This window comes from Peribacillus sp. NPDC046944 (assembly GCF_050272735.1).
In the GTDB taxonomy this organism is placed as follows: Bacteria; Bacillota; Bacilli; order Bacillales; family DSM-1321; genus Peribacillus.
The window spans coordinates 1-17,990 of sequence record NZ_JBNNML010000005.1; the positions used below are offsets into that span (position 1 = coordinate 1).

20 protein-coding genes and 1 other RNA gene are annotated in these 17,990 nt (G+C 38.2%); 12 read left to right on the forward strand and 9 right to left on the reverse strand.

Going from position 1 to position 17,990, the window contains the following annotated elements:
• Positions 1 to 261: 261 nt before the first annotated feature.
• Positions 262 to 1,557, forward strand: a complete 1,296-nt coding sequence (locus tag ACQKIC_RS10500) for a protoglobin domain-containing protein (protein WP_402959497.1) — start codon at positions 262 to 264, stop codon at positions 1,555 to 1,557.
• A 376-nt stretch (positions 1,558 to 1,933) separates the two neighbouring features.
• Here ACQKIC_RS10500 and tatA read toward each other — a convergent pair whose 3' ends face one another.
• Positions 1,934 to 2,140: a twin-arginine translocase TatA/TatE family subunit gene (gene tatA / locus ACQKIC_RS10505; RefSeq protein WP_402872789.1), complete on the reverse strand. Its 207-nt coding sequence runs from the start codon at positions 2,138 to 2,140 to the stop codon at positions 1,934 to 1,936.
• Between the two features lie 250 nt (positions 2,141 to 2,390).
• On the opposite strand from tatA, the gene ACQKIC_RS10510 reads away from it, so the two are divergent.
• From ACQKIC_RS10510 to ACQKIC_RS10525, 4 genes are all read left to right on the forward strand, one after another.
• Positions 2,391 to 3,569, forward strand: a complete 1,179-nt coding sequence (locus tag ACQKIC_RS10510; RefSeq protein ID WP_427591346.1) for an iron-containing alcohol dehydrogenase — start codon at positions 2,391 to 2,393, stop codon at positions 3,567 to 3,569.
• 74 nt (positions 3,570 to 3,643) lie between these two features.
• Positions 3,644 to 3,831: non-coding RNA, 6S RNA (gene ssrS / locus ACQKIC_RS10515), on the forward strand.
• A gap of 161 nt (positions 3,832 to 3,992) precedes the next feature.
• Positions 3,993 to 4,235 carry a hypothetical protein gene (locus tag ACQKIC_RS10520; protein WP_427591345.1) on the forward strand — a complete coding sequence of 81 codons (243 nt, stop codon included), beginning with the start codon at positions 3,993 to 3,995 and terminating at the stop codon, positions 4,233 to 4,235.
• Positions 4,236 to 4,336: 101 nt separating this feature from the next.
• Entirely contained in the window at positions 4,337 to 4,954 is a 618-nt protein-coding gene (locus ACQKIC_RS10525; RefSeq protein WP_403080125.1) for an NAD(P)-dependent oxidoreductase, read from the forward strand.
• A gap of 25 nt (positions 4,955 to 4,979) precedes the next feature.
• On the opposite strand, the gene ACQKIC_RS10530 is transcribed toward ACQKIC_RS10525, so the two are convergent.
• Positions 4,980 to 5,312, reverse strand: a complete 333-nt coding sequence (locus tag ACQKIC_RS10530; protein WP_427591344.1) for a YnfA family protein — start codon at positions 5,310 to 5,312, stop codon at positions 4,980 to 4,982.
• Positions 5,313 to 5,541: 229 nt separating this feature from the next.
• Between ACQKIC_RS10530 and ACQKIC_RS10535 the strand changes: the two genes are divergently transcribed.
• Positions 5,542 to 6,498, forward strand: a complete 957-nt coding sequence (locus tag ACQKIC_RS10535; protein ID WP_427591342.1) for a DMT family transporter — start codon at positions 5,542 to 5,544, stop codon at positions 6,496 to 6,498.
• Between the two features lie 38 nt (positions 6,499 to 6,536).
• On the opposite strand, the gene ACQKIC_RS10540 is transcribed toward ACQKIC_RS10535, so the two are convergent.
• Positions 6,537 to 7,622: an MBL fold metallo-hydrolase gene (locus tag ACQKIC_RS10540; protein WP_402959503.1), complete on the reverse strand. Its 1,086-nt coding sequence runs from the start codon at positions 7,620 to 7,622 to the stop codon at positions 6,537 to 6,539.
• Between the two features lie 243 nt (positions 7,623 to 7,865).
• Between ACQKIC_RS10540 and ACQKIC_RS10545 the strand changes: the two genes are divergently transcribed.
• Both ACQKIC_RS10545 and ACQKIC_RS10550 read left to right on the forward strand, forming a co-directional pair.
• Positions 7,866 to 8,594, forward strand: a complete 729-nt coding sequence (locus ACQKIC_RS10545) for a type II toxin-antitoxin system SpoIISA family toxin (protein ID WP_402873209.1) — start codon at positions 7,866 to 7,868, stop codon at positions 8,592 to 8,594.
• 14 nt (positions 8,595 to 8,608) lie between these two features.
• Positions 8,609 to 8,788 (forward strand): hypothetical protein, encoded by a 180-nt coding sequence (locus tag ACQKIC_RS10550; protein ID WP_402872807.1) that lies wholly within the window; start codon positions 8,609 to 8,611, stop codon positions 8,786 to 8,788.
• A gap of 274 nt (positions 8,789 to 9,062) precedes the next feature.
• Here the strand turns inward: ACQKIC_RS10550 and ACQKIC_RS10555 are convergent, their stop codons facing one another.
• The gene (locus tag ACQKIC_RS10555) at positions 9,063 to 10,007 is read right to left on the reverse strand and encodes a sensor domain-containing diguanylate cyclase (protein ID WP_427591341.1); all 945 of its coding nucleotides are present in this window, start codon (positions 10,005 to 10,007) and stop codon (positions 9,063 to 9,065) included.
• Between the two features lie 415 nt (positions 10,008 to 10,422).
• On the opposite strand from ACQKIC_RS10555, the gene ACQKIC_RS10560 reads away from it, so the two are divergent.
• Complete coding sequence (locus tag ACQKIC_RS10560; protein WP_402872812.1) at positions 10,423 to 12,990, forward strand: DEAD/DEAH box helicase; 2,568 nt, start codon at positions 10,423 to 10,425, stop codon at positions 12,988 to 12,990.
• A 75-nt stretch (positions 12,991 to 13,065) separates the two neighbouring features.
• On the opposite strand, the gene ACQKIC_RS10565 is transcribed toward ACQKIC_RS10560, so the two are convergent.
• The 3 genes from ACQKIC_RS10565 to ACQKIC_RS10575 all read right to left on the reverse strand — a co-directional run bounded on the left by ACQKIC_RS10565 (position 13,066) and on the right by ACQKIC_RS10575 (position 14,445).
• Complete coding sequence (locus ACQKIC_RS10565) at positions 13,066 to 13,272, reverse strand: YqaE/Pmp3 family membrane protein (protein WP_402873212.1); 207 nt, start codon at positions 13,270 to 13,272, stop codon at positions 13,066 to 13,068.
• A gap of 272 nt (positions 13,273 to 13,544) precedes the next feature.
• The gene (locus ACQKIC_RS10570) at positions 13,545 to 13,868 is read right to left on the reverse strand and encodes a hypothetical protein (protein ID WP_402959509.1); all 324 of its coding nucleotides are present in this window, start codon (positions 13,866 to 13,868) and stop codon (positions 13,545 to 13,547) included.
• 247 nt (positions 13,869 to 14,115) lie between these two features.
• Positions 14,116 to 14,445, reverse strand: coding sequence for a four-helix bundle copper-binding protein (locus tag ACQKIC_RS10575; protein WP_402959511.1), 330 nt, complete (start codon positions 14,443 to 14,445; stop codon positions 14,116 to 14,118).
• 210 nt (positions 14,446 to 14,655) lie between these two features.
• On the opposite strand from ACQKIC_RS10575, the gene ACQKIC_RS10580 reads away from it, so the two are divergent.
• Together ACQKIC_RS10580 and ACQKIC_RS10585 are read left to right on the forward strand one after the other, a co-directional pair.
• On the forward strand, positions 14,656 to 15,030 hold the full coding sequence (locus tag ACQKIC_RS10580) for a DUF948 domain-containing protein (RefSeq protein WP_402872818.1): 375 nt from the start codon (positions 14,656 to 14,658) through the stop codon (positions 15,028 to 15,030).
• A 105-nt stretch (positions 15,031 to 15,135) separates the two neighbouring features.
• Positions 15,136 to 15,501, forward strand: coding sequence for a DUF948 domain-containing protein (locus ACQKIC_RS10585; protein ID WP_402872821.1), 366 nt, complete (start codon positions 15,136 to 15,138; stop codon positions 15,499 to 15,501).
• 207 nt (positions 15,502 to 15,708) lie between these two features.
• Here ACQKIC_RS10585 and ACQKIC_RS10590 read toward each other — a convergent pair whose 3' ends face one another.
• Complete coding sequence (locus tag ACQKIC_RS10590; RefSeq protein ID WP_402872824.1) at positions 15,709 to 15,900, reverse strand: DUF3934 family protein; 192 nt, start codon at positions 15,898 to 15,900, stop codon at positions 15,709 to 15,711.
• Between the two features lie 220 nt (positions 15,901 to 16,120).
• On the reverse strand, positions 16,121 to 17,449 hold the full coding sequence (locus ACQKIC_RS10595) for a polysaccharide biosynthesis protein (RefSeq protein WP_402992037.1): 1,329 nt from the start codon (positions 17,447 to 17,449) through the stop codon (positions 16,121 to 16,123).
• 214 nt (positions 17,450 to 17,663) lie between these two features.
• Here ACQKIC_RS10595 and ACQKIC_RS10600 point away from each other — a divergent pair, with 214 nt between their 5' ends.
• Complete coding sequence (locus ACQKIC_RS10600) at positions 17,664 to 17,930, forward strand: hypothetical protein (RefSeq protein WP_402992035.1); 267 nt, start codon at positions 17,664 to 17,666, stop codon at positions 17,928 to 17,930.
• Positions 17,931 to 17,990 lie beyond the last annotated feature (60 nt).

The following is a 17,990-nucleotide window of genomic DNA, read 5'->3' on the forward strand; positions in this document are numbered from 1 at the left end:
AAGCATCCTCATCACCCCAAGTTTTAATACTTCTATTTTAAAACAAAAAAAACTGTAGGCAAAGTCGATTTTCATCGAGTTTGTCTACAGTCTGAAACACTCTTACGGAGTGTTTTTTTTTAGGGCAATACCAAAAATAGTCCTAAAGTAATGTGAAAATATGTTCAAAAATGAGGAAATTTTCATCAAAATAGCTTAATATTAACATAGAATATGACTTACTATCATAAATCGAAAGCAGATATCCGGAGGCAAGTCTTAATGAAAATCATATGGAAAAATAACCTTACCAATGATATTGATTATATGAAGTATAAGGATCAAGTTGGTATACAAATTAAAAACCATTCAGGTGTGTTAACCCAAATAGACATGATTCATTTAACTACAAAGGATCTCTGTGTTATTCGTTCATTACAGGACGATGTGAAGGAACATATTATTAAAATTGTAGACAATTTCTACAGAAACTTAGAAAAGGAACCCTCTTTAATGCAGGTGATTAATAAGCACAGTTCTGTTGATCGGTTGAAGACGACGTTACACCATCATATGTTTGAAATGTTTAGTGGTTGTATCGATGATGAATATATTAAACAGCGTTATATCATTGCACATGTCCATGTAAGGATTGGCTTGCAGCCAAAATGGTATCTGAGTGCATTTCAGGATTTGCTTCAGTCAATCATTCTCCAAGTGATGACTCATATCAAGGACATAGAACTATACCAGGACACGATTTTGGCTGTCACAAAAATCATGAATTTAGAACAACAAATCGTTCTAGAAGCATATGATCTTGAAAATGAGAGAATTCGCCAACAAATCCAGGGTGATAAGGAAATGATTAAACAACAAGTCAATCGGAATGCAGAAGAATTGTCTGCCATCAGTCAACAGACTAGTTCCGCCACTCAATTAATGGCGGATAAAGTAATGGATATCCAAGTTGTTACCCAAAAGGGATCCGATACCGCCATCAGGACAGAAGAGCAATCCAAAGAAGGGGTTGAACTTTTAAAGGGGCTCGAAAAAAGGATGGTTAAAACCCAAGAGCAAATAATTATTATCTCAAAGGATATGGAGCAGCTATCCAATACATCCAAGGAAATTGAAAGAATTGTATCAATCATTACTTCAATCGCAGAACAGACGAATCTTTTAGCTTTGAATGCAGCAATTGAGGCAGCTAGAGCAGGTGAACATGGTAAAGGCTTTGCGGTGGTGGCTGGTGAGGTTAGAAAGCTATCGGAAAACACGAAAAAGTCCGTTACTGAAGTGGCAAAATTGGTAAACGGAATAGGGGACTTTACAAATGTGATGAATACATCCATTGCTGTCGTGAGTGATGAAATTATTCAAGGTACGCAACAAGGAAAGGAAACTGGATTATTTTTTACTGATATTGCGGAGGCCATGCTGTCTGTCAAAGAGCAAAACATTAAAGTCGCCAAAGAAATGAACGAGCTTAACGAAATATTCGATGGAATCAGTAAAGCGTTCGATCAAGTGGCGGTATCCTCTGAGGAATTAACAACAATGACAATGAATTTATAAGATCATGATAGAAAAGATACGGAATCTGCTAGATTCATTCCTTTTTGACCAATAGCGTGTAAAAGGGAGGGAGTGAATCATGAAATGTATACCCCTCTAAAACGCTTTTTTAGAAAAGTATTCTTAATTCCTTCTTTTTTTGGGAATGAGTGAGTATAGGTGCTACCTAGTAAGGGGACTAAATTAAGAATAGAAAAGTCTCAAACATTAACTTGTAATAATTTCAGATTAATGTTATATTAATAAAGCGATGAGCTAATTTGTGTAAGCCGTAGAACATGCTTTTAGCTAAACGTCGGGATGTGGCCTGACGGTTTTGCGCCACAAACGCATCAAGACGCCTGCTGCGTGCAGGCGTCTTTTTCTATGCACTTTTCTATTTAATGGACTCTTTTTTAGCAGCTTGTACGTCTTCTTTGAAATCGGCTTGTATATCATCGGTGATCCCTTTTGTGGCATCCTTGAACTCACGAAGCGAAGTGCCGACAGCACGTCCAATTTGAGGAAGTTTACTTGGGCCAAAGACCATTAAAGCTAATAGAAGGATTATAATTAAACCAGGTATTCCAATATTTGAAAACATAGATAGTCACCCCTAAAAATATTGATATCTAATATTATAGACTTCACACCGTCAATTGCAAAGGTTAATTACTATTAATTGTAAGCCTTGTTTGCTTATAATCTAAACATATTGCCTCCATATTATTCTCTGCTTGCAAGCTAAATTGTTTGATTGTTCGATTCCCTCATCATAACTTTACCTTCCTACCATATTTTGTGTTACCATTAAATTACATGATGGATAAAAATATTGGATTGGAGGTGTTTATGTGTCCAGTACACTTATTTTTACCCCGCTCAGTCATGTGGGCTGGGGGTCATTGAAACAACTTATTCCTCAAGTGAAGAGGTATGACATCTCCAGTATTCTGATCATCACGGACCCGGTGCTTATAAAAATAGGGGTGACGAATAAGATTACTCTCCCATTGGAAGAAGCAGGGTATCAAGTTCAATTATATACAGAAGTGATTCCTGAACCCCCTTTAGAATCAGGAGAAAAACTGGTTAGCTATATAAAGGAGCATCCATTCGATCTTATCATTGGTCTAGGTGGTGGCAGTGCTCTGGATTTAGCGAAACTGGCTGCGGTTCTTGCTGTTCATGAAGGATCTGTGGCAGATTACCTGAACCTAACGGGAACACGGAAGATTACTGCAAAAGGGATTCCCAAAATATTAATCCCAACCACAGCGGGAACGGGTTCTGAAGTAACCAATATTGCCGTGCTTTCTCTTGGAAACACCAAGGATGTTGTGACCCATGACTTTTTATTGGCGGACGCTGCCATAGTGGATCCAGAACTGACCGTATCCGTGCCACCACATATAACAGCTGCAACAGGTATCGATGCCCTAACTCATGCAGTAGAAGCTTATGTTTCCGTCAATAGCAGCCCTACGACTGAAGCCTTATCATTACACGCTGTCAGGCTCATTAGCAAATCTCTTCGTACTGCCGTTCAGGATGGGCAAAATCAACAAGCAAGGACAGACATGAGCCAGGGAAGTTATATGGCCGGCCTTGCCTTTTTTAATGCTGGCGTAGCGGGAGTACATGCACTTGCCTATCCACTAGGTGGCCAATTTCACCTATCACATGGTGACTCCAATGCCGTCCTGCTTCCGTATGTTATGGGCTATATTAGAAAAAGTTGTACGAAAAAGATGGTTGACTTATTAAATGCCATGGGTGGAAGCTCTGTTTACTTATCCGAAGAAGAGGCATCCCTTAGATGTGTTGAAGAAATTAAAAGATTGGTTCAAGATATAGGGATCCCAACTACTTTAGGTGATTTCGATATTCCTGAAAACGCAATAGACAAGCTGGTGGAGGATGGAGAAAAGCAAAAAAGGCTATTAGCGAGAAGCCCCATGCCACTGGGAAAAGAAGATATTCGAACCATTTATCAATCCGCCTTTAATGGTCGTATTACTGAGCCTTTATAAAATTTATTGCACGAAATGTAGTGGATGGAAATTTTTGACCTTGCAACTTAAGATATCTTTAGGTATTATAAATACATAAGCTGCGTTGTTCGTAATGATAATTAAGTTTTAACCTTTAAGCTGTAATAGGGAGTTTTATATCAAGGTTGGAATGTTATGCCTCGTCACTGACTTGGAAAACAGGAAAATTTTTGCAAACACCCACTTTGAGGAGTGGTGGTTTAAAACTTTCTTACTGAAATACGGCAATGGCGGCTTTATAACCTTTACAATTTGAGACCAGTCCCTAATGGGGGCTGGTCTTTTGTATTTGTTCAACTTAATTAAGCGAAGGTTAATAAACAGAGGCAATGTTATATAATAAAAGATCTTAGAGGCGTTTTTTTAGAGGTATTATAGGATCCTGGGTTCGGGACACTCACGATGTTGAGCTTTAAACCAAGCATGTTCATGCTTTATTTGCTTCTAGCTTTGGCAGGGGAACGACAACAGGTACACAAATCATTACGAATGCCTATGTATCACAGTATTACCCAAATGAAATTGTCCCTTCAGGTCAATTTCTTGGCCTTTGCCATTCCTTGTATTATCGCAGCGATAGCGATATGGTTCATACAAGAAAAATTCAGCAATGCAGCACTAAGTTCAGTAAAGAAAGTAAGTTAACAGAGTATTGTATGATTAGTATCACTTTAGAGTAAAACGTAATGATAAAATATCCGGTCAGTGTTATGATTAACTCTATCATTTCATTTGGAGGATAAAACATGAACATAATCGTATTTGGGGCTTCAGGTAAAACAGGAAAATTGGTTGTGGAGCAAGCACTAAATTTACAGCACGAAGTAACAGCCTTTGTAAGGAACCCAACTAAGCTGCAATTGAATCATCCGAACTTGCATATCATTCAAGGGGATGCTCTAGAAGAAGAGGCGGTACAAAAGGCCATATCGGGCAAAGATGTGGTCATATCATGCCTAGGCTCAAGCAGTGGGTTGGGAAAGACGACCGTTCTACATGAAATGACGCAGAATATTGTCAATGGAATGAAAGTCAACAATGTTTCAAGAATCATTTATATGGCGTCAGCGGGTATTGAAAAAGAAATCCCAGGATTAATTGGGAAGTTGACAATGAAGATGTTGGGGAATGTATTGGAAGATCATCGTAATGCAGTGGATGTTATTAAAGCAAACAATTTGACATGGACCGTGGCAAGACCGATGGGGTTATCTGATAATCCGCCTACTGGTTCGTATCGGGAAGAGCATCAAGGTGTACCAAAAGGAAGCCGTAGCATTTCCCGTGCAGATGTTGCCGATTTCATAACACGAGCACTCACGGATGATAAATATTTAAATCAATCTGTTGCTTTAGGAAACTAAAGGGGTTAATAGCCCTTTAGTTTTTTTAGTTTCTTGGTGCCCATAGGATGATGGATGCCCCGATTACACAAATGATAGCGCCAATCCAATCATATAAATCAGGTGTTTTCTTATCTATTCCCCATCCCCATCCCCATAAAACCGATAATACGATAAAAACGCCACCATATGCTGCATATACACGTCCAAAAGTAGGGAATGTTTGAAATGTGGCAATTATGCCATATAAAATAAGTGCAATTCCTCCGGCCAATCCAAAATAAATGGATTTTCCTTCTCGTAGCCACATCCAGATAAGATATCCGCCACCAATCTCGGCCAGACCAGCCATAAGAAATATAAGGATGGTCACAATCATATGTATCCCTCACTTTCTTCATTGAATTCTATCATAACTTGTATAACGTTGGCAGACTTTGCTACCTATGTTTTAGGAGCATCAACTCCATCTCCTTTTCTTCGATCCATGGGTCATTCACTGAATTCTAACCAATGAATATTCAAATGAATTATTGGATTGCATTTCAAGTACAAAGGGTACTAGAACTAAAACGGAATCATAGTATCCTAGTTAAGGAGATGCAACCATGAAAACCAAATCATATGCTTATATGCTAGCCATATTGCATGCCAGCATTGTTGGCTTATCCTTTTTGTTTACAAAGATGGCAATCGCCGAATCGAACCCACTTGATACGTTGGCGTTCCGTTTCAGCATTTCTTTCGCCGTTATATTAGTTCTGGTCGCACTAAAAGTAATTAAGGTGAGCTATACAATTGAGTCAATCAAAAAACTGCTTCCATTATCATTAATGTTTCCCACCCTTTTCTTTGTCTTTCAAACTTTCGGACTTAAATATTCCCAATCCACGGATGCCGGAATCTTATCGGCTATCACCCCAATCATTACAGTCATCATTGCGGGATACTTTCTAAAGGAAAGAACCTCTCTTTATCAAAACATCTCTATTGTTTTATCGGTAGTAGGGGTCATTTTCATTTTCCTTATGAAAGGAAGTACGATGAATGCCTCTGATTTGCTCGGTATGGGATTAATCCTTCTATCTTGTTTAGCGACAGCAGGATATACGACGATGACACGGTCCTTGGCAAAGGAATATACGCCTGGTGAAATGTCCTTTTTCATGCTGGGAACAGGTTTCATCCTTTTTAACCTGGCTGCAATCATATCTCATATGAGCAAGGGAACGATGCCGGAATTCATTTCACCATGGTCAAGTATGGAATTTGTCGGTTCTATCTTATATTTAGGAATCTTGGCTTCGTTGGTCACGTCGATGCTTTCGAACACGATATTATCAAAAATCAAGGCTTCTCAAATGAGTGTCTTTGCAAATCTATCGACAGTGGTGACCATTATTGCAGGAGCACTCTTTCTTAATGAAAAAATTACGATTTTCGATATAGTGGGTTCAGGTTTAATTATCCTGGGCGTGTTCGGTACCAACTATTTTGGGGAGAGGAAAGATCACCCTATTAAAATGAAACTTCATTTTGATGAGAAAGAGCATAGTGTAAAATGAAAAAATCAGCTTATCCTCAATAAAGGGATAAGCTGATTTTATTTCCACCATATTGTGTCAGGGAATTCCATTCCGCCAATGTGAACAGGCTCGCCGATTTTTGGGGTAGCTATTTGTACGGTTTTTTCCTTGGCAGCTTTTGTCACCCTTTCAATGGGTTCTGTCCAATCATGAAGAGATAAAGTGAAGCCTGCCCAATGAATGGGAATCATTAGTTTTCCTTTTACGTCGATAGTTGCTTGGACCGTTTCTTCAGGCATCATATGAATGGTGGACCATCGTTCATCATACTGTCCGCATTCCATTAATGTAAGATCGAAGGGACCGTATTTTTCGCCGATTTCTCTAAAATGTGTGCCGTACCCGCTATCACCGCTGAAAAAGACCTTATCTTCTTTTCCGTATATCACCCAAGAACACCAAAGTGTAGAATTTCTATCATTTAAACTTCTCCCGGAAAAGTGTCTTGCTGGCGTACAAACTAAATGGAGTCCGTCGTAGAATACTTCATCCCACCAGTTGTGTTCCTGTATCTTTTCCTTCGATACACCCCACTTCACCAAATGGTCTCCTACCCCTAGGGGAACAATGAATTGACCGACCTTATCTTTTAATTTCTTTATGGAATAGTAATCTAAATGATCATAGTGGTCATGCGAGAGAATGACAGCATCAATCGGTGGAAGGTTTTCCAAATCGATTGGCAAGTCACCGCTAAATCTCTTGTTTCCAAACATCGGAAAAGGAGTAGGGGCTTTACCAAACATTGGATCCACCAATAAAGTTTTACCGTCCAACTCAAGCATGAAGGCTGAATGTCCATACCAGGTGATTTTATTGGCGTCTTTGTATGATCGGACCGTCGAATCAATCAAAATGGGAACGGCAGGTCGTCTGTTTGGATTTCCTTTCATATACTCCCGAAGTATGGAGCCAGTATGTTTAAGGCTCATCATCTGACTCGCAGGAATTTGATTGATGAATTGCCCATTCTTAAAATTTTCTTTCGTACTGAAGTTTTTGATTCTTTTCTTTGATGCACGTCTTCCTAGTGGAGGATAAAGACTTATAAAAAGTATCCCGGTTAATAGGATGGACATGAAAATTCTTAACGTTTTCAGCATATATGTTCCTCCTGAATATTTAGGGATTTATTCTGAACTAATCATAACATAAAAATTGGTAATCACTCACTGAAGTGGTTCTGAATGAAACGCGTGAGGGTCGCTGTTCAAGTGCAAATGTAAACAGCAATCCTCACTTATACTTTCTCTTTGCTTGCAGGGAAAAGAGGGAGACATCCTGAATATAATTTATATAAGAATTATAGAAGCTGAAAAAAGGGTAGGAGGATAAAAACAGTGTTGATGTTTTTCAGAGTCTTTGTATGGGCCGTATTTATTGCATTATTAGTTTATGTGGTTTTATCCTGGAGGTATAAAGATAAAATCAGCATGAAAATAGAAGCCATTCGAAAAACATGGTATGTCATTTTCATATTGGGGGCTTTAATATACTGGAGTTTTTATCCGACGAGCATTTTTGATGAGTGGAAGAATTTCCTCATTGTCGCCGTTCTGTTTGTGCTGATAGATATGTTCGTATTTTTGAGCATGTATATATCAAAAATTGGCGATAATGAGCTCTCCTATGCAACTAAAGCGGTTGCGGAAAGCGATAAGTTATTATCGGATAATCGGGAAAAGGTCAAAAATATGTTTTACCTTTTGAAAAAAGAAGGGATTCCGGAGTTTTATCAGACGAATGAGGAATACCTGGCCTACTTGCATATCATGCTTCAGGCTTATGCAGCCAAGGAAGGGATGAATGTCAAAATTATTCCTTTTAAAACGGAACAAGACAAGAACTTGATGTTAAAAGCTTACCCGACCTTGTCTGGAAGTACGATCCGTGCTACATTGGAAAGAGAAGATACGTATTACAATGATGAAGAGAAAATGGCGCTTCAGCCCGTTAATGTTTTGACATTTCCTTATATTTTAGAGATAAGATCGGAAAGCTTCGTGTCAGAAGTGGATTGTTTATTAATAGCATTATTGATCATGATGTTTGATATGGTCATAAAACAAAATTAAGGGGAGTTGGTTAAATGAGCATTTATGATAAAGCTGGAAGCAATGTTTCCGTCGCTGTAATTAAACCCCAGGTCAAAATTCCCGATGTGGCTTTAAGTCCACATACAAAAAAGGTGATGAAACAAAATGAACGTGTTATCCTGAACCATAAAGAAAAGACAACACGTTTGAACAAATTGAGGGATGTCCTCTAGAAAGAAGGAGGCTTGGGATTGATGATATTTTAAGGGCACCTGCATATACTATTTTATAATGATAAATAGGAAGGGTCCTTTAGATATGAACAAGAAACCTGTGAGAGTAGACATCCCAGCCCCTTCAGCATCGCCATCCGAAAACAGGATACATAAAAAAAATGCTGAATTGTTGAATGTTTTGCGTAAGTTGAAAACGAAACGTTGGTTTTTTATACGGTAATTCAAAAAAGTGTGGATGATTACAATCATCCACACTTTTTTGAATTACGAATCAAGTAGGATAATATTCAATATGTTTTTTGCCTTCTTTAGCAAGATACATAGAATGGTCCGCTTTTTTCAGTAACGTAACCATGTCGTCCCCATGGACCGGGTAAACGCTTATCCCCATACTTGCAGAAATCAAATGTTCTTTCCCACCGACTTGAATAGGCATGGAAGATAATTGTTTTAAAAGGAGTTCGGCTGTCTGTTTTGTGCTTTTTATTCTATCCTCAGTGCGTAATAAAATAACAAATTCATCCCCACCAATTCGAGCGACATAACTATTGTCAGGTGAAGATTTCAAAAGACACTCCGCGGTCCTTTTAATGACACTATCTCCAAAATCATGACCAAAAGTATCATTGAAATATTTAAAATTGTCGAGATCGATATAAAGGAGGGACATTTCGTTATAAATTTCATCCTTATTATATTCAAAATAGTTATAAATGTAGTTACGGTTATAGAGACCAGTCAAAGAATCCCTGATTATTCCATTCTCGATGTTGACCGTTTGACTGATCAGCGATGCCAAGGAGCTAAGTAGCACTACATCATACTCTTTAAATTCATAAGGTTTAATATCGAATGCACATAATGTTCCGATGATTTTATCCTCATTTTTAATAGGAGCACCCATGTAGCATCCATTTTTAATCCTATCCAATATGGGGTGATTACATGTCAGGGTACTATTTTTTATATCGTTAATAACTACGGGTTCCATTTTATTCTCGACGACCAGGTTACAAAGAACTTCATTAAAGGGTATGGTATCGCCGGTCTTGATTAGATTTGCTTTCCGATTGAAGGACTTGACGATAAAACTTTGGGATTGATCGAAAACCGTGAGCACGAATGTATTGACTTTAATCGTATGCGCTAGTAATTCTAAGACTTCGTTAGCGATGGAATCAAAATTCTTGTAGTAATTAATGTCGTGGTGAATCATTTTCTGAATCCCCTTTCCATAAGTCAGGTTGTTTGATGGGTTCTATATGGGTGATTTATCATGGGTTGAATCTATTTATATAAATGACGGTATGTTCGTCGCGTTAGCTCATTGCTAATTCGAGGTTACTATCACGAAAAATGGATACAGTTTTGCTTGAAATTTGTTAGTATTAGTTTAAACCATCATTATAAATGTAGAAGTTACATAGCTTATTGTAGACAGAGTCACCATTTACTGTACATGTAATGGAAGTAATACCATTAATCTATCATACATGTCATATTTTATCACTATTTGCATCATAGCACTTCCTTTGTGCTTTCTCACAGTTCCGATAAAATGGCTTATCGTGCTGATTTTAAAAAAAATTTTGGAAAGGATAATAAATAAGAAGATTCAAAAGGGGATTATCATGGGAAAATTAGAAAATATACACCCACTTTCAATTGAACAGACAAAGCAAAAATTACTCCAAGATATCGACCGCTATGTAGAAAATAAAGATGTAATGCCGACCTTTGAAACATACCTTTCAGATCGGATGTCTTATATCGAACAGATTTGGATGAATGTTTGGTTAAATAAAGCGTCCAATGACGTTCCGAGAAAAGAAAAGAAAGTATTTTTAAAAGGCAGGGGATTCGTTACAGAAGGGACAGATCATAAGCATATCAACCATTTGTTTCGAAATGAGTTAAGGACGTATCACCCTTTTGATACAATATCCTGGCTGGAGGAGACCTTTTCCGAAAACGATCAAGATTGGGAACAGAGATATGTGAACGCAAGGGAAGTCTTCTTTAAAAGGCAAGAGGAACAAAAGCTAGCACATAAGCGATGGCTGGTACAGGAAAAGCTTGAAAATGAAGCGTACACTTTTTTAGAAAATAACTCTCTGCTAGTTTATTTACATGTCCGTTATTATATATCAGGCAAAATTGCCACTGATCTTCTTAATAAGCCGAAATTTCAGTCTGTAGAACCGTATCTACTTGAAGAACGGTTGATTGAGGAGGGATCATTCGAATCTACCGATTACCTTATGGTGACTGATTTCTTCGATGAACTGACGGGGGATATTCATTCTACTTTTGATTGGGGTAAAAGTCGTTACGAGTATGAAAATTATTTCTATCGTTATGAACGGTTGGTATTAGACTTTATCTTTGAATATATACCTAAAAAGGTTCTTGAGAACTTGACTACAGAAGTGTTGAACGATTATTCAGAAACCTTAGGGGATATCGTCACCCCGGAGATCCTTAAAGAGTTACTTCAAGAGGATTTGACAGATTTGTCACAGGCTTGTTTCGACGAACTTCAAGAAGAATACCTATCTGACTTACTGAAGCTTGCCCAGATTCCCTTTGATGAATCTGTTCATCAAGAGATTTTTGAAAGGGACGAGGCAACCAGGGAACGAAAAAAAGCAGAAGCGCTGGCAGAAGCTGCTCGAAAGAAGGAAGAAGAGAAAAGAATCCTTGACGACATTTTTGGAAAGGCCTATACACCATCATTAGGACTAAAGGTCAAATACATTTTACACATTGGAGACACGAATACAGGAAAGACACACCAGGCCCTGGAGAAAATGAAAAAGGCCGAGAGCGGATTGTATCTTGCACCACTTAGGCTTCTTGCTCTGGAAGTGTTTGATAAGCTGAATGCAGACGGTGTGCTTTGCTCATTAAAAACGGGAGAAGAAGAAAAGCTGGTAAATGGGGCACAGCATATCTCTTGTACGGTTGAGATGTTTCATGAGAAGGACTACTATGATGTAATTGTCATTGATGAAGCTCAAATGATAGCGGACAAGGACCGTGGATTTTCTTGGTATAGAGCGATTACGAAAGCAAATGCAAAAGAAGTACACATTATAGGAAGTAGAAATATTCAAAAGATGTTGCTGAATTTACTTGATGAAACGGATTTGGAGATTTATGAATATAGTCGGGAAATACCGTTAGAAATAGAACCGAAAGAATTCGAATTGAAAAATACCAAGAAAGGGGACGCCCTTATTTGCTTTTCAAGAAGGCAAGTACTCGAAACGGCCTCACGTGTGCAAGCTAGTGGGCATAGGGTCAGCATGATTTATGGGAGTATGCCACCAGAAAACAGAAAAAGGCAAATTGAGCTTTTTAATCGGGGGGAGACATCCGTCGTTGTTTCAACTGACGCAATTGGGATGGGATTGAATTTACCGATTCGCCGCATCGTTTTTCTTGAAAATGAGAAATTTGACGGGACGAGAAGAAGAAGGCTGACTTCTCAAGAAGTAAAACAGATAGCAGGGCGTGCTGGAAGAAAAGGGATTTATGATACGGGTAAAGTAGCATTTACGGGCGACATAAAAATCATGAGGAAATTACTTGAACAGGTAGATGAGCCGGTTCAAACCTTTACGATTGCCCCGACCTCTGCGGTATTTGAACGGTTTCAGAAGTACTACAGGAATTTAGGGACATTCTTTGAGTTATGGGAAAAGTTCACTCCGCCAAATGGAACAAAAAAAGCATCACTTTCGGAAGAGCGGGAGCTTTATGAACTGATCCGTGAGACTGAAATCGAAGCTCGTTTTTCATTAATGGACCTATATGGTTTCCTGCATTTACCTTTTTCGGCAAAAGAACCTCGCCTTATTCGCCAATGGCTAGAAACCATAGAAGCAATTGCTGAGAGTAGCGAACTTCCCGATCCCTTTATAAGGACTAGGAACTTAGAGGAGTTGGAACTATCTTATAAAGCAATAGGTCTTCATCTTTTGTTTCTATATAGGATGGGTAAGAGAACCGAGGCTGTCTATTGGGAACGGGTGCGGGAAGAAATCAGTAATGGCGTTCATGATCAGTTGAAAGATGAAATAATCAATTATCAGAAAAAGTGTAAGCGCTGTGGAAAACAGCTTCCAGATACCTCGCGTTTTCAAATATGTGACGCTTGTTATCATAATGGCCATAGAAAAAATCGAAAATATTAAGGAAATAATAAAGAAAAACCCCGGATATGGTACACCTTTACATGGTGGCAGATATACGGGGTTTTTGAGTTGAATTCATTTTTTTCGATTGGACTTTGCAATCAAGGCAGCTTGATGCTTCATTCGATTATCCGCTTTTTTGTCATGAACAACCAAAATGGCATGAATTAGGCCTGGAACGTAGAAAAATAAGGTGAGAATCAAGTTAAGCAAGGCTTGAATTGGTTTACCGGCCAATAAGACGGCTAGAGGAGGAAAAAGAATGGCGATTAAATATAGAATATTGATCACTCTCCAAAATTAAAAGTAGATACCCCTAATATAACACTTAACCTATTTCGGTGCTATGAATGGGGTTGGGAATTTTCTATAGAGGTCCCACTGTCGCGTAAAGCCTTCGAATGAAAGTTCTTGATATGATTAGGGAATTGCCTGGGAAATGGGAAACCAAGATATTTGACCCATTAGAAAAAGATATGGACAACATATCCATAGGATAGGGATATATGAAACAGAGCCACTTGCGTTACTAGTTATTTCAATGAAGTGAGCAATCAGCCTCCATTCACTTTATTACGTATCTGTTCAAGGATTAATTCCAACTCTTCAACAGGAAGCTCTGCAAGGGAACTTTTAATTTTTTCTTCAACCCGTTTTCGGTCAAGCTCGCGGTATTGATCCCACCATTCCCTCAAACCATCCGTATTTTCCAATAAGTACTCGATGTCAATTTCTTCTTGCTCGTCGTCGGATAAATACCTCATGACGGCTCCTAATAATCGATTGAGTCGAGTTACCTCGTTTTCTTTCTCTTTCTTATCTATAGTTGATACTTTTTTCCCCTTATCGTTCTCACCGGAAACTTTTTGATTTGCCATGCACATTACCCTCCTGTTTTAAGACTAGTATTCCTAAAATAGCCAAGTTTAATAACTTTGAGGATGGAGGGATGCAAAGTATGAGAATTCAAGTGAAATGCCAACCAATAATTTTAGCATGAACCTCGGTAGAATATATTATTTGATCTTTCAACTCAAAGTATAGTTTAAATAAATTAACATCAATCATTAGGAAGAAAAAAACAAAATTATAAAGGGATAGAGCACCCTATCCCTTTATATGAAGTTATGCTGCAAGTTTCCTGCATTCTTCTGCACACGTTAAGCAAGCCTGGGCACATTTCTGACAATGTTCATGATCATGCTTTTTACATTCATTCCCGCAACTTTCACAAATCTTAGCACAGGTAGCTGCCAATTCAGAAACGAATGGTGTATTTCTTCCTAATGCTTGTTCCAAGTATGAACACATATCCGCGCATTCTCGATCCAAGCGGATGCACTCGGCCATCATCTTTACGTTCTCTTCTTTTAAGCAAGCATCAAAACAATGGTTGCATGCAGTCATGCATTCGTGCAAAGTTTGAATGACTGACTGATAATTTTCGTGTGACATAAGTAAGTTCCTCCTTAATGGTTATCTCATATTGTCTACATCTATTTCCTTAATAACAATTTTCAAAACATGAATAGCCAAACAGATAAAGTACAGACATAGTCGAACATAGCAAAAAATCCAGGTTGAGAAGAACAGGGCAAGCAAAATCTTTTAACGGAATGAATAGGGAAGCTAGTGCATAAATTTAAAGAAAAGGAGGTTGCTTGCATGTATATTAAATTAAGCGTGGCTAGTGTTTCCGGAGCTGTCGTCTATTTGATTTATAATTTAAACAAGACGCTTCGAAAAGGAATGGGTACGCTTGAGGAAACCAATAAAACCCTAGAAGAGGTAAGGAAGGCGGTTCATGGGTTAACAGATGAATCCAAACAATTAATCCATACCGCGAACCAAATTACCGTTGATGTAAAAGGGAAAATGAGTAATGTAGATCCGTTATTGGAATCGGCCCAAGATGTTGGCGAAATGATTCATAACGTCACCAGTACCATCAAAGAAGGAAGCAGGACCGATTCAGAAATTCCTTCAAATCCGACTGCTCCTAATAACCAGCCAGAGGGAGTACACATCAAAATCAAATAAAAGATTTCATATTAGGACCATGCACCCCGAGAATTACTAACATATACATCTAAACTACGGCAATATGCATGTAATGAATTTTTTGAGTTTAAGGGGGATTTTTTCATGGTTATGGAATATAGCGTCGCAGCAATCGCATTGGCTTTCATTTGGTTGGTTGTTTTCTTGATTGGTACATTACAAAAAGTGATGGTGACGTTAGGGGAGGCAAATAAAACATTGATTGATGTGAGAGGAGCGATACAGGACCTTTCATCCGAATCAAAACAACTTATTCATACAGCGAACGATATCACTGTGGATGTGAAAGGGAAGATCAAAACAGTGGAACCATTATTCGACTCGGCCCAAGACGTCGGGGAAGCCATTCATTCAGTGACGGATACGGTTAAAAAAGCTACAAATACCTATAATACAAAGCTTTCACCCAAAAAAAGCAATCCTACTAAACCCAAAAGTAATATTAGATAGCACAAAATCTTCTTCTTATTCTTTCTACATACATCTCATTTACCTCATAGAACAAAAAAGACACTTCCAAATTGGGTAGTGTCTTTCCTTTATTAATCTCATTATTTAATTGTCCAATCTTCTTCTATGGATTTAATTGAATGAATAACCCGTATTAGAATCTGAGACAAGAAAGTTTATTTGTAGCCACTCGATTAAGTGGATTAATTATTTCTCGCTTTTACTACTCGAATCGTTACCATTGGCTTTGGAATCATTGCCATGTTTGACGCCCTTACTTACGTACGGCTTGGCACTCTTTTTCTTATTGGCTCCCGTTTTCCAACGATTCCAACCCTTCTTGCCCGTACCTGTTCCTGTTCCCTTACCTGTTCCACTCTTAGCTTTAGCCTTGCTCATGAAATCACTCCATTAATAGTCTATGCTTAGTTTAAACCACATTGCTTGATTAATACCCAAGTATGTTGAAATATACATCAAATAGCGACATAAGTACAGGAAAAGGGACAAATATTTTTCAAAATCCTTATAGATCAGTTTCTGGAAATAGGTTACGTGTACAAGCATTAAGCAAGATGGTTGGGATTTTGAATGACCAAATTGTCCAAACAATCCATTATTAATAAACGTTTTGTTTGGATTTCGTCAACCAGAGGCTTATCCCGATTTTTTTACAGATGGTTAAGTAATGCATTAATGTAATTAAAACAGCACCTGTATTCATACCCAAGATAACGCCTTCCATATTAAGGACAGCTTGAGATCCAAGAATATACATTAGGGTAAAGGAAACAATATGAGCCCACACGGTATGGATGAATGCATCTTTGACGAGACCTAATCCAATGAGGTAGGCTTGCATCGGTATGATGAAAAAGTGGAAAAGGAAATAAGGACAAAGCATTTTCAAATAAAGAGAAGCTGTTGTGGAAGAAAAGAAGAGTGCTGTCAGAGGTTCCGCAAATAAATAGATAATGAGTACGGCTGGGACTCCATACATAACCGTAAACCACATTGATTTTTGTAACAGGACTCTAAGCTTTTCTTTATCCTGATTTTTGTGAGCTTCCGATACAGTCGGAATAAGCATGATCATTAGAGAATGAGCAATAAATGCCGGAAAGAAACCTATAGTCATCGCGACACCCGTTAACATCCCAAAGTGCTCGGTTGCAAGAACGGCACCAAACCCTGCTGAAAGAAGCGCAGCATGAATAAGAAAGGGTTGAATGGCATTAGTGATTGCATGAAAGATTCTAAGTCCCATAGTTGGGAGGGATACCTCCAAAAGCTTTTGTCGGGCATGTTTACCTGTGGTCCTTAAATTCGTACCACGGCCCATGATCCGAACTTGAAGGATCAGTATGCTGATCAAGTATAAGAATACAAGAAATTCACTTCCTACCAATACGAAAAAGGCCATTAGCAAAGACTTTTCCTGGTTAAATTGAAACAAGTTAAAGATGACGAGCAACAGGCCGAACTGAAAAATCTTCTTTAAAAAGTTTGAGATTGCAATTTTGCTCATTTGTTGTACACCCATAAAATAACCTCTTGCAATCGAGGAAAATGCGACGATAGGTATCAAACCGATCAGCATCCATTTTATATATGGGTGAAACCCGTCCATTATTGAAGAAAATGAAAGGATAAAAGGAAGGATGATACACATGATCAGCACGACCACAGTTGCCAATTTGAAGGCATGAAGCAGTAAATTATAATGTAATGCAGGTTTGTTTTCAGCGACAAACTTGGCAATCGAAACATGCAATTCAAAACTGGCAATTACATATATCAGAAAGAATACAGGCAAAATGGACATGTAAAGCCCCATGCCTTCCTCTTGTAGTTCCCTGGCGAGAATCATGTTTACAAAAAACTCGATACATTCACCAAAAAACGCTGCGACTATCAAGATGAGCGTTCCTTTATAAAAAGATTGCATGCTGTCACACTCCTCAAAAGGTGTTTGTATAAATATATGAGACAGGCACCGGAATATTCATATTGAAGGATGACATGACATGGCATGCTATCCATACAGTTCAAAATGACAGCATGTAGCCATGGTGATGATAAAGTGTGTAAAAGTAACTATGTTATGTCCTTTGTAATCTAACTAATATTTTGCTATCCTGTATTCAGAGGAGATGTTAAAAATGAAATTTTCAGCGATTGACCATTCGAACCTAGACGAATTATGTATTGCATTTGAAAGCTGTTTGACCCAAAATCATATTTCATTCAAATATGTTGACATGACTGAAGAAAATGGAATTATCTCGTTCATATTCTGTAACAATCCCGAGTATGCCCGATCTGTTGAATTGGACGGAAAACAGTTTATCGGTTTAGAAACGGATTACATAGCAAATGAAATATTGGTGCCTATTTTACCTAGATTAAAAGAATTCTCACAAGAATGAACTCCTCTAAATTGAGGAGTTTTTATTTTGATCCGTTTTCTTATATAAGCAATCAGGCAA

Coding starts and splice junctions, on each gene's coding strand:
- ACQKIC_RS10545 (WP_402873209.1), top strand. CDS start 7,866: ATGTTTTTCAGAGTCTTTGTATGGGCCGTATTTATTGCATTATTAGTT.
- ACQKIC_RS10535 (WP_427591342.1), top strand. CDS start 5,542: ATGAAAACCAAATCATATGCTTATATGCTAGCCATATTGCATGCCAGC.
- ACQKIC_RS10575 (WP_402959511.1), bottom strand. CDS start 14,445: ATGTCACACGAAAATTATCAGTCAGTCATTCAAACTTTGCACGAATGC.
- ACQKIC_RS10570 (WP_402959509.1), bottom strand. CDS start 13,868: ATGGCAAATCAAAAAGTTTCCGGTGAGAACGATAAGGGGAAAAAAGTA.
- ACQKIC_RS10580 (WP_402872818.1), top strand. CDS start 14,656: ATGTATATTAAATTAAGCGTGGCTAGTGTTTCCGGAGCTGTCGTCTAT.
- ACQKIC_RS10540 (WP_402959503.1), bottom strand. CDS start 7,622: ATGCTGAAAACGTTAAGAATTTTCATGTCCATCCTATTAACCGGGATA.
- tatA (WP_402872789.1), bottom strand. CDS start 2,140: ATGTTTTCAAATATTGGAATACCTGGTTTAATTATAATCCTTCTATTA.
- ACQKIC_RS10555 (WP_427591341.1), bottom strand. CDS start 10,007: ATGATTCACCACGACATTAATTACTACAAGAATTTTGATTCCATCGCT.
- ACQKIC_RS10590 (WP_402872824.1), bottom strand. CDS start 15,900: ATGAGCAAGGCTAAAGCTAAGAGTGGAACAGGTAAGGGAACAGGAACA.
- ACQKIC_RS10560 (WP_402872812.1), top strand. CDS start 10,423: ATGGGAAAATTAGAAAATATACACCCACTTTCAATTGAACAGACAAAG.
- ACQKIC_RS10520 (WP_427591345.1), top strand. CDS start 3,993: ATGTTGAGCTTTAAACCAAGCATGTTCATGCTTTATTTGCTTCTAGCT.
- ACQKIC_RS10585 (WP_402872821.1), top strand. CDS start 15,136: ATGGTTATGGAATATAGCGTCGCAGCAATCGCATTGGCTTTCATTTGG.
- ACQKIC_RS10550 (WP_402872807.1), top strand. CDS start 8,609: ATGAGCATTTATGATAAAGCTGGAAGCAATGTTTCCGTCGCTGTAATT.
- ACQKIC_RS10500 (WP_402959497.1), top strand. CDS start 262: ATGAAAATCATATGGAAAAATAACCTTACCAATGATATTGATTATATG.
- ACQKIC_RS10600 (WP_402992035.1), top strand. CDS start 17,664: ATGAAATTTTCAGCGATTGACCATTCGAACCTAGACGAATTATGTATT.
- ACQKIC_RS10595 (WP_402992037.1), bottom strand. CDS start 17,449: ATGCAATCTTTTTATAAAGGAACGCTCATCTTGATAGTCGCAGCGTTT.
- ACQKIC_RS10525 (WP_403080125.1), top strand. CDS start 4,337: ATGAACATAATCGTATTTGGGGCTTCAGGTAAAACAGGAAAATTGGTT.
- ACQKIC_RS10530 (WP_427591344.1), bottom strand. CDS start 5,312: ATGATTGTGACCATCCTTATATTTCTTATGGCTGGTCTGGCCGAGATT.